This window comes from Bifidobacterium porcinum (genome assembly GCF_055378475.1).
Genome location: NZ_AP029603.1, coordinates 1,924,723 through 1,937,441, shown reverse-complemented (window position 1 = coordinate 1,937,441; position 12,719 = coordinate 1,924,723). Strand labels below are relative to the sequence as shown.

Genomic DNA, 12,719 nt, shown 5'->3' with positions numbered 1-12,719 from the left:
ATCCGTCATGCGTCCTCTTCGATAATCTCATGCAACACGCCAACGTCTGCAAGTACCGGCCGTGTACGCCATGCGCGTGTCGTACCGTCCGCGGACACGCATCGCCATGTCGAGAACTGCCCGTCATCGTCCACGCGCAAGGCCCCCAGGAAACCGACCAGTTCGCTTTCGCGGCGTTCCGAATCGCGCAACTGGTTGAAACTCGCCGCGACGTCAACCCGCCCGTCGCGCATGATCGGGTCTTGCACAATCAGCGACAGCATATGCCGCAACCGCGGTCCGCCCGCCTCGACCATCGCGCGCAAATCCACATCGGCGAAGCTGGGATTGTCATCATCCTGAACCGACGACACGGCATCCAGACTCGGCGGCGCTGCGAAAGCCATCGGGCGTGCCGGCCGTGTAGGCAGCGCAAGCAGCGTGGCGTCACCCACATCAAACGAATACGGGCTGGGAGAAGACGTGCCGGCCTTGATCTCTTGGCTGATTGTTGCGAACAGCCGGTTGAACGTGTCCAACGCCGTGCGATACCGGGTGTCGCTGCGCTGCCGGACCAGACGGCTCACCGCTTCGTCCGAGACGCGCACCTGATGGCGGACGTCCTCGATGCCTTCGTAAATCCGCTTCAATTCCGCCCGCACCTGATTGAGCAGCTGATTCGGCTCACCGTGCAGGTACGGGCTTTTTGCGATATCCTGCACCGCATCATCGATTTGCCGCCGGCCCTCGTCGGTCACAATCACCTGGAACGCGTCCTCGAAACGCCGCCCGCTGTCCGACTCGCGCATCGAGCGGCGGTAGCGCTCATGGTATGCAGTAAGAATCTCGTCAACGCTCATTGAGTTCTCCTGCATACGTCGGCGCAGCGCGTCGCCGTTGTCGCGTTCCTCAAGCGCGAGCTCATGCAGGTCGACCGGTACGCCGCGCAAGGTGTTGTGCACCACGGCGATGATATCCTCGACATCCTTGTCGCTCAGAGACTCCACGGATTCACCGTTGCGGAGCCGGCTGATTTCCTGCTCGCGTTCCTTGACTTCGGACTCAAGCAGAGCGATGCGCTCGCTTGGATCGACGGTCAGACGTTTGCGGGCGTTCTCGACCTCCATAATGATGGAATTCGCCTGGGCGCCGGACAGTGCGCGGGTCGTGTCCTCAAGCTGGGACAGCGCGTCGATCGCGCGGTGGGCGCGGGCTGTCAAACGGTACAGATAATGGTGAGAAGCGGGGTCATACGAGTTCGCGAGCCACGCGTAATCGCCTTCGCCTTCTCGAGTGAGTTCGACAAGTGTCTGATGGGCGCTGTCCTGCGCGGTTTCGCCGTCTTTGAACTGCCATTCGCCGTCGTGCGCAAGCTCCTCGAGCGCGCCGGCGAGCCGCACCTCAAGCGTCTCTTTGGGCAGTTCGGCGGTCAACGGTTTGAAACAGGTGCGCAGCAGAGCGACATACTTCATCGCATGGTTGCGCAACAGCAGTCGAAGCACGCCCGTTTCATAGACTGGCCGCAGCCGTTCCAGTTGCGCCCTTACGTCGCTCACGAAACTGCCTCCTTTTGCCTTTTGCGCCGTCGCTGCCGGTAATTCGCCCGGAATGTCGCGGGACGGCATACCAACACCATCTTATCGGACACGCATGAAGACTACGGGCGTCCACAGCCGTTCCCGGGCTATGCTGGAACAGGAACCGGTTTCGGAGTGCTGCGATACCGGGCCAAGGAGGACGAAGATGACCACACAAGACCACCCGGACGATACACGGCGGGCTTTGGCTGCCGGCATCGCGCATGATGTGCCGCGCAACCGGCCGCAGCCCAACGGCAACGCCGCAATGAACCATGATTTGGCCCCGGACGGCACCGAAAAACACAGTGCGAAAATCGGCATCGCCGTCATCGCGGCGCTATTGGCGAATGTGATGGTCGCGGTCGTGAAATTCGTGGTGTTCATGATCACGCATTCGGCTTCGATGCTCTCCGAAAGCGTGCACAGCCTCGCCGATTCCGGCAACGAGCTCACGCTGATCATCGGCAACAAGCTGTCGCACCGGCCGCCGAGCCGCAAACATCCGCTGGGCTGGTCCAGGGCGCGGTATCTCGCCTCGTTCATTGTGGCGGTGTCCCTGTTCGCCATCGGTGGCGTGTATTCGGCGAGCGAATCCATCGCGAAGATCCGCGAAGTCGTCTCCGGCGGACCGCAGGCGCATGCCGTGGATGCGCACGGTATGGCGATTGTGCTGGTCGTGACCGTAATCTGCGCGGCAATCGAGGGGTGGAGCCTGCACAACGGCATCAAGGAGGCGAAGGAACGCTTCGAGGAAACGCATGATCCCGGCCCGTTCAGCCTCATCAAGTTCTGGAAGGGCACGAAATCCAGTGATCTGGCGGTCGTGCTCGCCGAGGACACGCTGGCTGTGATTGGTCTGGCTTTCGCGTTTTTGGGGTCGCTGCTCGCGATTCTTACCGGCGACGAGATCTGGGACGCCATCGGCGGCACGAGCATCGGCGTCCTGCTGATCGTGGGCGCATTGCTGTTGGGCGCGCAGGTGTCGTCGCTGCTGATCGGCGAGGGGGCGAGCGACCACACGTATCGCGTGATTGCGCAAGTGCTGGCGGAGAATCCCGATGTCGAACGGGTGCTTGCCGATCCCGCGGCCATGCATCTGTCCGAGAAGCGCATCCTCGTGCTGCTCAAGGTGCAGTTCCGCAACGAGACCGAACTGGATGACGCCGCCGCCATAAACCGGCTGGAGAAACAGCTGCGCGCCGCCATTCCGTATTACACGCTGGATATTGTTGTGGAGCCGGACACGTATGACCCGGTCAAGGCTGCGAAAGTCGAGGACTGGGTGGACTGAGCCGGGCGGGAGTTTATACCGTCGGCGGCCGTGATTGGCGAAAGTCCCGGTGCCGCGTGGGAGTTTATCGTATTATTGCGAATTCGCCGGTAAACTCCCATCGGGCTGATTTCATGGGTCGCGCAATATCAACGATGTCGTTGGGAGATCATCTCGAAATCGTCGTTTCTGCCGAATTCTCCCGGGAGTTTCTTGCGGCAGAGACGAATCGGTCGCAATCTCCCGCGGTCGCTCCCGCCTCGCAGCCGCAGTCGGCTGAATATGGCGTCAAATCAAGCATCCTGAATCCTCCCGCACCCGCATGTTTCCCCACGGTGAAAATCCGGAATGAACCTCGCCGCGGGAAGTTGGGTGAAGTGAAAGGTCAAGGTCAGGAGCCCGGGAGGGTTCCGGACGCGGGTCTACGAAACCGGCCGGCGGCATCTGGGTGTCGATACGGTCGGCTGCCAAGCCGCGTTGGCTCCAAACATGAAGGAGTACCGATTATGGCTATGTTTCCGGCTTTGATGAATGACACGATGTTCTCTGATTTGTTCGACGACCCGTTCTTCGCGGGTTGGCGTGACGCGGCTGATGAAGGCCGTCAGCTTGCCGCCGCACAGTCGGGCAGCCTGATGAACACGGATGTGCGCGAGACTGATCACGGCTATGAGGTCACGATGGATATGCCGGGCTTCAACAAGGACGACATCAACGTCGAGCTCAAGGACGGGTATCTGACCGTCTCCGCGCATCGCAATGATTCCAAGGAAGACAAGGACAAGGAAGGCAAGTGGCTGCGTCGCGAACGCTACGCCGGCACTTGCAGCCGCACCTTCTATGTCGGCGACGACATGAAGGAATCCGATATCCACGCCTCGTACAAGGATGGCACGCTGCATCTGCAGATGCCGAAGCAGGAGGCCAAGGCGCAGGTCGAGCAGGCTCATCGCATCGCGATTGAGGGCTGACGGCCAGTGCACGTCGGTTGATGCTATGTGCGGTACGCGTTCGCCGGTCGCGTGAATCAATGGTGATTGTGTGCGATGGCAAGTGTTCACGTCGCCCGCTGCTACGTTGCCTACGCTGACTGATAGCGGGTGGCGACACATAGCCTAGACCTGATGATGGGGACGGAGGTTTCGAGCCTCCGCCCCCATCATTGCGTTTGGGGGAGTCGTGGGCAATGCGTCCGGGTTATGGCCAGGTATCAGCCGTTGTTGTATCTCAGGTCTTGCATGCGCCGTGGGTGGGTTGTTACGATGGAGTAAGCCGCGGCGGTAAGCGGTTTGGCGGGGCGGTTGGACCCGGCCAACGTCCCGGTGAGCAAGAAAGGAGCTCTGACATGTCTCGTATGATGATGCGTTCCATCGAAGGAATCTGCTGCATGTGCCATGTTGCCGGCCCCCGGATTGCCATGACGGTCGAAGAATCCGTCATCCGGTAAATATCGCGGCGGGCGAAATCACGCAATAATACCGGCCGGGGCGTTGTTGATTCTCCGGTTTGTGACGGATGCAGTGATTCGATATGTCCGAATTCGTGTGAAGCAACAGGACAACTGACGCTATATCCAACAGGAGGTGACAATTATGGAATATCAGACAAACAGCCAAGAAGCGGAAACGACGGTGACGTGGGAGCGCAGGATCTGGGAGCGGCGGCTGCGAGCGAACGCGGATTGGCAGCGGCGTCAGCAGGGCCGTCGTGCACAGGCCCGTCGCCTGTCCGGCGCTGCCGGGTATCTGCCCGCCGTGTGACTGTCGGGTCTCACGGCAGGTGGGTTGGATGGTTGAGCGTGGGCGTCTGCTGGCTATCTGCCTGCGGTGCGACTGCTCAAGTACATGGCAGACAGATACCGAGGCAGCAAGCACCCGTTGCCCTGGCCGTCGTTCAATCGCGTGTCGCTCCTACTACCGCCGCCGGTGCGCGGCGATGGCACCCAACAGGCCCGCGGCCGCAACCCCAATCGCCCCCGCGACTTTCGGCCGGCGCAGCTGATTGCGCACGGTCGGCGCATCCGCGGCGCCGTAATCACCGAGAAACAGCCGCAGCTTGTCGTGCACGGTACCGCCGCCGAGCTCGCCCCACGTAATCATGCGCGTCTGATATGCGGCAGGATCATCTTCGTGGAACGTGAGCAGCCGCACCCCGCGCAGATCGGCATCAGGCCCGTAGCTGGCGAATCCGCAGGTCGGCGCGTAGCCCAAATCAAGCCCGTCTGCGTGCCCGACGTACGCGTTCTTGTGGTCGTGACCGGCGAACAGCGCGAAATACCCGCCCGCGCGTCTCATCGCGGCGACCTCGCCGACATTGATATCCGCGCAGTTCACCGATTCACCGAGCATGGAACCCGGTCGGCACACCGTCTCATCGAGCAGGAAGCACCGCCCGGAAAACGCCCGCGTCCCCTCCACGGCGTTCATGGTCCACCACGGTACTTCGCGTAGGCAATCGTAGAACTCCTGTGTCGGAATGTGCTGGAAGGCGATGGCGGGAACAGGCATACCATCACCGTTTCGCGCGCTCAACTCGTGTTCGGCATCGGCCAGCCAGCCAATCGCGGCGGCGGACGGCACACCATACCCGTCGGAATCCACAAGATCGAGCCCGCGTCCCTGCACAACCGGATGCGCCCCGGAACTGACCGGGCCAGTGGACGGCACTGCCCGCGAGGCGTCCCCATCAAGCGCATAATCGCCGGAATTGACCATCATCACACCCATCGCAATGCGCTCGCCGCGGCTCGAGAGCACTGGCAGCGCGAACGTGCCGGGTTCCAATGCGAGCGGACCACTGCCGGCGGCCGGGTTGAGACACCCGTCAATCTCGCGGTACAGGTCGTCCTGTTCGTCCACATCGATGCCGCACTGGAAATCATGGTTGCCGTAGGTGGCGGCGAACGGTACGCCGTGGGCGGCGATCGGCCCGAGGAACTGCGAGAATGTCGACCTCACGTTCTGCCGTGTGCGCTCCATAAGCGTATCCTCGTCGGGTGCCGGCAAGGTATTGCGACGGCACAGCTCCCGCTGCGATGGCACGTGCTCGAGCGCGGCCTCCAGACGGCTGACGACGCGCACATGGTCGCCGGGCCTGTCGCCGCGACGCGAGATGAACGTGTCGATGTATGCGGGGTCATGCCCGCGGATCTGATCGCCGGTGAGCACGACCAGATCGGGGTCGGCCTCACGCACGGCGTCGCCGATCAGCTGCAAGGTGTCCTCGCTGACGTGCGGGCCGTCCTGGATGTCGGAGACCTGAAGGATGCGGAACGTGCCGTCATCACGGAATTGAAGCGTCATACATCCCACTCTACGGCGGTATCCGCCGGTGGCGGCGCTGGTTCAACGCGCGGCATCCGATTATTCATCTGCAATACACATGGTGTTTGCGCGGCTGGGCCATGCTATTGGCGGATGTGCGCCAACCCGCCGCCAAAACGTTGCCGTTCCACCGGTCCCATGGTCATATCCCGAAATCCAGCGACAGAATATGAATGCCTCCCGGTAGGATGAAACCATCCGTGTTACGCGGAGGTAAACGCGTGAAACGGCACCCATTGACGCGGATTGCCGCGCCTGAAACGCTGCCGTGGTTTGCGGCACAACCAAGATAAGGAGGAGTGATGGGTCAGGATCAATCATCGGTATTTGATCTCGCGGCAGTCGCCGCAGCGTCCAACGGAGGGAACAACGACCCGCTGCTGCCTCCGGCGCGATTCATCGGCGGTCCGCAGAAGCCGAGCAATATGCCCTACAACAAGTACGTCGCCTACGACAAGCAGGTGCCGTTCGAGTTCCCTGAGCGCACGTGGCCGAACAAGAAGCTGCGCCGCGCCCCGCGCTGGTGCTCCGTCGATCTGCGTGACGGCAACCAGGCGCTGGTCAACCCGATGGATTCCGAGCGCAAGCTGCGCTGCTGGAACCTGCTGGTGTCCATGGGCTTCAAGGAGATTGAGGTCGGCTTCCCGAGCGCTTCGGAAACCGATTACGATTTCATCCGCATGCTGATTGAGCGTGAGCTTATTCCTGACGACGTGACCATCATCGTGCTTACCCAGGCGCGTGAGCACCTGATTCGCAAGACGTACGAATGCCTGCGCGGCGCCAAGCGCGCGGTCGTGCACTTCTACAATTCCGTCTCCGTGCTGCAGCGCGAGGTCGTCTTCCGCAAGGACAAGGAAGGCATCAAGAAGCTCGCCACGGACGCCGCTGCGCTGTGCAAGCAGCTCGAGGGCGAAGCCAAGGGCACGGATCTTTACTACGAGTATTCCCCGGAGTCCTTCACCGGTACCGAACCGGATTACGCGGTCGAGGTGTGCAACGCGGTGATCGACGTGATCAAGCCGACGCCGGACCATCGCATGATCATCAACCTGCCGGCGACGGTCGAAATGACCACGCCGAACGTGTTCGCCGACGAGGTCGAGTATGTCTCGAACAACCTCAAGGACCGCGATTCCATCGTGCTGTCCCTGCATCCGCACAACGACGAGGGCATGGGCGTTGCCGCCACCGAGCTGGCCGTGCTGGCCGGCGCCGACCGCGTGGAAGGCTGCCTGCTGGGCAACGGCGAACGTACCGGCAACGTGGATCTGGTCACGCTCGGGCTCAACATGCTCACCCAGGGCATCGACCCGCAGATCGATTACTCCAACGTGCCGGAGATCCGCAAGACGGTCGAGTACTGCAACCAGCTGAAGATCTCCGAACGTCACCCGTATGCGGGCAACTTCGTGTTCACCGCGTTCTCCGGCTCCCACCAGGACGCCATCAAGAAGGGCTTGGAGGCCCGTCAGGTGGCGGCCGAGCGTGCCGGCGCCGACCTTGACAAGTTCGTGTGGCTGGTGCCGTACCTGCCGATTGACCCGAAGGACATTGGCCGCAGCTACGAGGCGATTATCCGCGTCAACTCCCAGTCCGGCAAGGGCGGCATGGCTTATCTGCTCAAGACGAACCACAATCTTGATCTGCCCAAGCGTTTGCAGATCGAGTTCGAGAAGGTCGTGCAGGCCTACGCGGACGAAACCAAGCGCGAAGTCAAGGACGAGGACATCTGGCGCCTGTTCAAGGACGAGTACCTGCCGGTCGAGGATTCCGGCGCCACCGCCGCGGGTGCGGTTGTTGGCGATCACGGCGACGATACCCTGAAGCAGTGGGGTCGTCTCAAGCTGCTCAACGTATCCGTTTCTTCTGGCGAGGACGGTTCTGACACGGTGATCAAGGTGAAGATGCTCGACCGTGGCACCGATCTCGCAAACAGCGGCGATGATCAGATTCGCGAGCTGACCGGTACCGGTAACGGCCCGATCGACGCGTTCATCAACGTCATCAGCACGCTCGGTATCAAGGTGTCCGTCAAGGATTATGTCGAGCATACGATGACCGCAAGTGCCGATGCTATGGCTGCTTCCTATGTGGAGTGCCAGATCAGCGATGAGGGCGACAACAGCCAAGTCATCTGGGGTGTCGGCATTGATTCCTCGATCATCACGAGCTCGCTCAAGGCGATCATCTCCGCGATTAATCGCTCCGAGCGCTGAGCTTGAGTTCAGTAGCCTGAGCTGATTCGCCGGGACGCGTATCGGCTCGGCAGCTTCGGGCCCGGTCACTGTGTTTTACGGTGGCCGGCCCGTTGTTATATGGATTGCGGTTGTGCTGTGCTGGACGGTGGACGGTTCCGCCTTCCCCCTCTTCTTATACAAACTGGCTACGCTGAGAAGTCGCTCAGCGTAGCCAGTTTGTATAAAGAGAGAGACGGTTCTTGTCTCAGCAACGATGGGAGAAGTCACTGCCCGGTTGCTGCGCCGTTGCTGCCGGTAGTGCTGTCTCCACCAGTACCATCCGTTTCCGTTCCCGTGCCGCCGGTGCCGGTATTCGTGCCGTCGTTGCCTGCCCCGGCACCGGAACCGCCAGAGGTCGTATCGCCGGTGTTCCCCTCATCGGTGGAACCGGTCGAAGGCGCGGTGCCCGTAGTCGCCGATGCAGAGGGGGACGGGCTGCTCGAACTGGACGAGCCCGAATAGGAGCGGCGTGTGACGGTGCCGCCCGTTCCCCATGTTCCGTCCGGCCCACCGACCTTGCCGTCGTCGGTGGCGTTCGGGAACGCAGTGTCCTCGGTGCCCTTAAGAGCCTGCTTCATGAATTCGGTGAACAGATGCACTGGATACTCCGAATGCGTGTACCCGTTGAAATCGGGGATTTCTTGCGGATTTCCGTTCTCATTCGGGTACCACATGGCCCAGGTGCTGATCAATTGCGGCGTGTACCCGACGAAGGAGGCTGCGTACGCATCGTTTGCGGTGCCGGTCTTGCCGGCGATGGTGCGTCCGATGGATCGCGCCTCCTTGCCGGTGCCGTATTGCACGGTGCCTTCCATCGCTTTGATGACCAAAGCGCAGTCATTCTCCTCGAACACGCGCTCGTCACCGGTTTTCGTGGAGTACAGCTCCTTGTTGTCGGAGCTGAGGACTTTGGACACGCAATGCAATGTGTGCTTGACCCCGCCGGTGGCGATGGTCGCGTGGGCTTGCGTGAGTTCCTTGACGGTCACCGAGTTGATGCCGAGCACGTTGTATGGCGATGTTTCGTCGATATCGCTCGTGATACCCGCGGAATGCGCGATTTCCGCGGTTTTCTGCGGTGTGAGTTTCTCATTGAGGTTCATGAACGCCGTGTTGATGGAGTAGGCGGTCGCCTTGTACAGGTTCACATATCCGTAGCTGACGTTGCCGGAGTTGGCCACCGAACTGACCAGACCTTTGAAGGTTTGCGGCGAGTTGCCGTTGAACATTGTGTCGAGACTGACGCCGGCCTGTGCGGCTCCGAGCAGAGCGAAGGGTTTCATCGTCGAGCCCGGCTCATAGGTGGCCTGCGTGGCGTTATTGAGTTGGTGGGTCAGATAATCGGTGCCGCCGTAAATCGATTTGATGCTGCCGTCGCGCGGGTCCGCCGCCAGTGCGCCGATCTGCATCCCATCGGGCATGCCGGACGCCCGGTTGTCTCCTACGGATTGCATCTCGTTCTGCAAAGTTTGATCGAAAGTCGTCACAATCTTGTATCCGCCGGTTTCCAGCTCATCCTTGGTGAATGCCTTGGAATTGACCAGCTCCTGTTCGACCATGGCCAGCAGGTAGCCTTTGAACCCTTGATAGGTGTTTTCCGTGGTTTGCGCGACGGTTTGCGGCATAGCGGCCTCCGCGGCCTGCGCCGAGGTGATGTATCCGTCCTCCTTCATGATGCGGATCACGCGGTTGAATCGCGAAGTCGCCTGTTTGGGGCTGATCGCCGGGTCCCAAGTGCTCGGCGCGGGGATGATGCCGGCGAGCATCGCGGCTTCAGACACGGTCAGATCTTTCGCGTCCTTGTTGAAGTACGCTTTCGCTGCGGCCTGGATGCCGTACGCGCCGCGTCCGAGGTAAATCGTGTTCATATAGTTGCACAGCACGGTGTCCTTGGACTGGGTCTGTGCGATTTTGATGGCAAGGATCGCCTCGCGCAACTTGCCTTTGTATGTGGTCGTTTCGCCCAGATAATACCGTTCCGCGTACTGTTGGGTGATGGTCGACCCGCCCTGCCGCGACCCGGTGCGCAGATTGGTGATCAGAGCTCGGGTGATACCGCGCAAATCAATGCCTTTGTCTTGATAGAAGGTGCGGTTCTCCGAGGCGACGATGGCTTGCCCAACGTATTTCGGCAGCGTCGAGCAGTCGATGATTTCGCGGTTCTGAGCGGCGTAGCTGCCGATTGGCGTGGTGCCGTCGGAATAGTAGACGGTGGTTTTCGCGGCCATGGCGACTTTTTCTGGCTGCGGGATCTCCGTGGTCACATACAGGTACGCGAACGCGCCCACGGCGACCGCGATGAATGTGAGAATCAAGCCGAGCGTCCATTTGAGTATCAGATGACGGCCTTTGATGCGTGTTTTCGGGCCTTTGCCCCCGGCGCGGTGGGTTCCCGGCCCGCTGTGGCGTGTCGCCGCGACTCGGCGCGATGATGAGGAACGGCTGTTGCGCTGGCTGTGCGAGCCATGCGCGCGATGGGAGCCGTGCTGGGAGCTGCGTGCGCCGCTTGAGCTGTGTGATGCCGAGTTTGAAGCCCGTTGTGAGCTGTTGGAATCGTATGCGTCGCTCCCGGCGCTGCGCGTGGATGTTGCGCTGCGCGCGCTGCGTGGGCGTGATGAAGCACTACGTTTCTGTGAAGCCATGGTTGCAACCGTAGCCGGAGCACCTGAAAAACCGCTCCTTGTGACCGGAACTCTTACAAACTTGAGACTCGCCGGCGATGTTTGCCGGTTGGGGAAGAGCGCGTATCGCTTGCGTTGGTGTCTTGCCGACAATTATTGGTTCAGGCCGGGGCGCGGACGGATGAACCGGGACGGGACCAAAGCTGTGTGCAAGCCGCCGCTACCCGCGCCCGCGTCCATGCCGCCTAGGCCCTCTAAAAACCATCAACGAGCACAGATTTGTCTGTGCAAGGCAGGCAGGTGGAGCATGTCCACCCCGATTGGCGATGTTTCTTCCTGATTTCGTGTGTGATTCTCCAAACGAAACGGTATGCTTGAAGTTTGGAATAACGCAACGCTTAGTTAAGAGGAGTCCAAATGAGCATTCGCGTGGCAATCGCTGGTGTGGGCAACTGCGCCTCGTCTCTCGTTCAAGGCGTCGAATATTACAAGGATGCCAAGGACGATGAGAAAATCCCCGGCATCATGCACAATGTGTTCGGTGGCTATCGCATCAAGGACATCGAGTTTGTCGCGGCGTTCGACGTTGATGCTGCCAAGGTCGGCAAAGACCTCAACGAGGCAATCTTCGCCAGCATGAACAACACGTACCAGTTCTGCAAGGACATGCCGGTCTCCGGTGTCACCGTGCAGCGCGGCCCGACTGGTGACGGCCTCGGTGAGTACTACCGTCAGGTCATCACCGAATCCGACGCCGAGCCCGTGGACGTTGCCCAGGTGCTGCGCGACACCAAGGCCGACATCCTCATCAGCTACCTGCCGGTCGGTTCCGAGCAGGCTGACAAGGCTTACGCCCAGGCCGCCATCGATGCCGGCTGCGCGTTCGTAAACTGCCTGCCGGTGTTCATCGCCTCCGACCCGGAGTGGGCTGACAAGTTCCGCAAGGCCGGTCTGCCGATCGTCGGCGACGATATCAAGAGCCAAGTCGGCGCGACCATCACGCACCGTGTGCTCGCCCGCCTGTTCGAGGACCGTGGCGTGCGCCTCGACCGCACGTACCAGCTCAATGTTGGCGGCGACATGGACTTCATGAACATGCTTGAGCGCAAGCGTCTGGAATCCAAGAAGATTTCCAAGACCCGCGCAGTCACCTCTATCGTTCCTCACGAGATGGATCCGCACAACGTGCACATCGGCCCGTCCGACTATGTCGCGTGGCTTGAGGACCGCAAGTTCGCGTTCGTGCGCCTTGAGGGCACCACCTTCGGCGATGTTCCGCTGAATCTCGAGTACAAGCTCGAGGTGTGGGATTCTCCGAACTCCGCTGGTGTGGTCATCGACGCGCTGCGTGCTGCCAAGATCGCGCTCGACCGCCATCTGGCTGGCCCGGTGCTGTCCGCTTCCGCGTACTTCATGAAGTCCCCGGCCGTTCAGCACGAGGATAGCGAGGCGAAGGCCCTCGTCGAGAAGTTCATCACCGGCGAATCCGAGGCCAATGAGGCCCAGCTCGACGCCGATGTCGCGGCTGCGAAGGCCGCTGGCAAGGACGTGTGGCACGCCTGATTGGGTGCGTTGCGTGTCTGGCGACAGGTGATTGTTGATATGAGCCGCCAGATGCCGTGATTACCCGTTATTGATAACCGTCTGCCGACGCTGAGAGATTTTTCGGCGCAGGCAGACGGTTTTTTCATTGCGGTGGTGGTTGG

The 12,719-nt window shown here is 60.9% G+C and carries 8 protein-coding genes; 5 read left to right on the top strand and 3 right to left on the bottom strand.

Annotated features, from left to right (window positions below; genetic code table 11):
- Positions 1-5: 5 nt before the first annotated feature.
- Entirely contained in the window at positions 6-1,535 is a 1,530-nt protein-coding gene (locus tag ACZ41G_RS07690) for a DUF3375 family protein (RefSeq protein ID WP_464145173.1), read from the bottom strand.
- Positions 1,536-1,722: 187 nt separating this feature from the next.
- Between ACZ41G_RS07690 and ACZ41G_RS07685 the strand changes: the two genes are divergently transcribed.
- The 3 genes from ACZ41G_RS07685 to ACZ41G_RS07675 all read left to right on the top strand — a co-directional run bounded on the left by ACZ41G_RS07685 (position 1,723) and on the right by ACZ41G_RS07675 (position 4,589).
- Positions 1,723-2,850 (top strand): cation diffusion facilitator family transporter, encoded by a 1,128-nt coding sequence (locus tag ACZ41G_RS07685; protein WP_464145171.1) that lies wholly within the window; start codon positions 1,723-1,725, stop codon positions 2,848-2,850.
- Between the two features lie 485 nt (positions 2,851-3,335).
- Positions 3,336-3,800 carry an Hsp20/alpha crystallin family protein gene (locus tag ACZ41G_RS07680; protein ID WP_033507115.1) on the top strand — a complete coding sequence of 155 codons (465 nt, stop codon included), beginning with the start codon at positions 3,336-3,338 and terminating at the stop codon, positions 3,798-3,800.
- 621 nt (positions 3,801-4,421) lie between these two features.
- Positions 4,422-4,589, top strand: a complete 168-nt coding sequence (locus ACZ41G_RS07675) for a hypothetical protein (RefSeq protein WP_160249009.1) — start codon at positions 4,422-4,424, stop codon at positions 4,587-4,589.
- A gap of 153 nt (positions 4,590-4,742) precedes the next feature.
- On the opposite strand, the gene ACZ41G_RS07670 is transcribed toward ACZ41G_RS07675, so the two are convergent.
- Positions 4,743-6,131, bottom strand: a complete 1,389-nt coding sequence (locus tag ACZ41G_RS07670; protein WP_464145170.1) for a metallophosphoesterase — start codon at positions 6,129-6,131, stop codon at positions 4,743-4,745.
- A gap of 323 nt (positions 6,132-6,454) precedes the next feature.
- Here ACZ41G_RS07670 and leuA point away from each other — a divergent pair, with 323 nt between their 5' ends.
- Positions 6,455-8,371 (top strand): 2-isopropylmalate synthase, encoded by a 1,917-nt coding sequence (gene leuA, locus ACZ41G_RS07665; RefSeq protein ID WP_464145169.1) that lies wholly within the window; start codon positions 6,455-6,457, stop codon positions 8,369-8,371.
- A gap of 245 nt (positions 8,372-8,616) precedes the next feature.
- On the opposite strand, the gene ACZ41G_RS07660 is transcribed toward leuA, so the two are convergent.
- Positions 8,617-11,034: a transglycosylase domain-containing protein gene (locus ACZ41G_RS07660; protein WP_464145167.1), complete on the bottom strand. Its 2,418-nt coding sequence runs from the start codon at positions 11,032-11,034 to the stop codon at positions 8,617-8,619.
- 396 nt (positions 11,035-11,430) lie between these two features.
- Here ACZ41G_RS07660 and ACZ41G_RS07655 point away from each other — a divergent pair, with 396 nt between their 5' ends.
- Positions 11,431-12,576: an inositol-3-phosphate synthase gene (locus ACZ41G_RS07655; RefSeq protein ID WP_026503347.1), complete on the top strand. Its 1,146-nt coding sequence runs from the start codon at positions 11,431-11,433 to the stop codon at positions 12,574-12,576.
- The last annotated feature ends 143 nt before the right edge of the window (positions 12,577-12,719 follow it).

Coding starts and splice junctions, on each gene's coding strand:
- ACZ41G_RS07685 (WP_464145171.1), top strand. CDS start 1,723: ATGACCACACAAGACCACCCGGACGATACACGGCGGGCTTTGGCTGCC.
- ACZ41G_RS07680 (WP_033507115.1), top strand. CDS start 3,336: ATGGCTATGTTTCCGGCTTTGATGAATGACACGATGTTCTCTGATTTG.
- ACZ41G_RS07675 (WP_160249009.1), top strand. CDS start 4,422: ATGGAATATCAGACAAACAGCCAAGAAGCGGAAACGACGGTGACGTGG.
- ACZ41G_RS07670 (WP_464145170.1), bottom strand. CDS start 6,131: ATGACGCTTCAATTCCGTGATGACGGCACGTTCCGCATCCTTCAGGTC.
- leuA (WP_464145169.1), top strand. CDS start 6,455: ATGGGTCAGGATCAATCATCGGTATTTGATCTCGCGGCAGTCGCCGCA.
- ACZ41G_RS07660 (WP_464145167.1), bottom strand. CDS start 11,034: ATGGCTTCACAGAAACGTAGTGCTTCATCACGCCCACGCAGCGCGCGC.
- ACZ41G_RS07655 (WP_026503347.1), top strand. CDS start 11,431: ATGAGCATTCGCGTGGCAATCGCTGGTGTGGGCAACTGCGCCTCGTCT.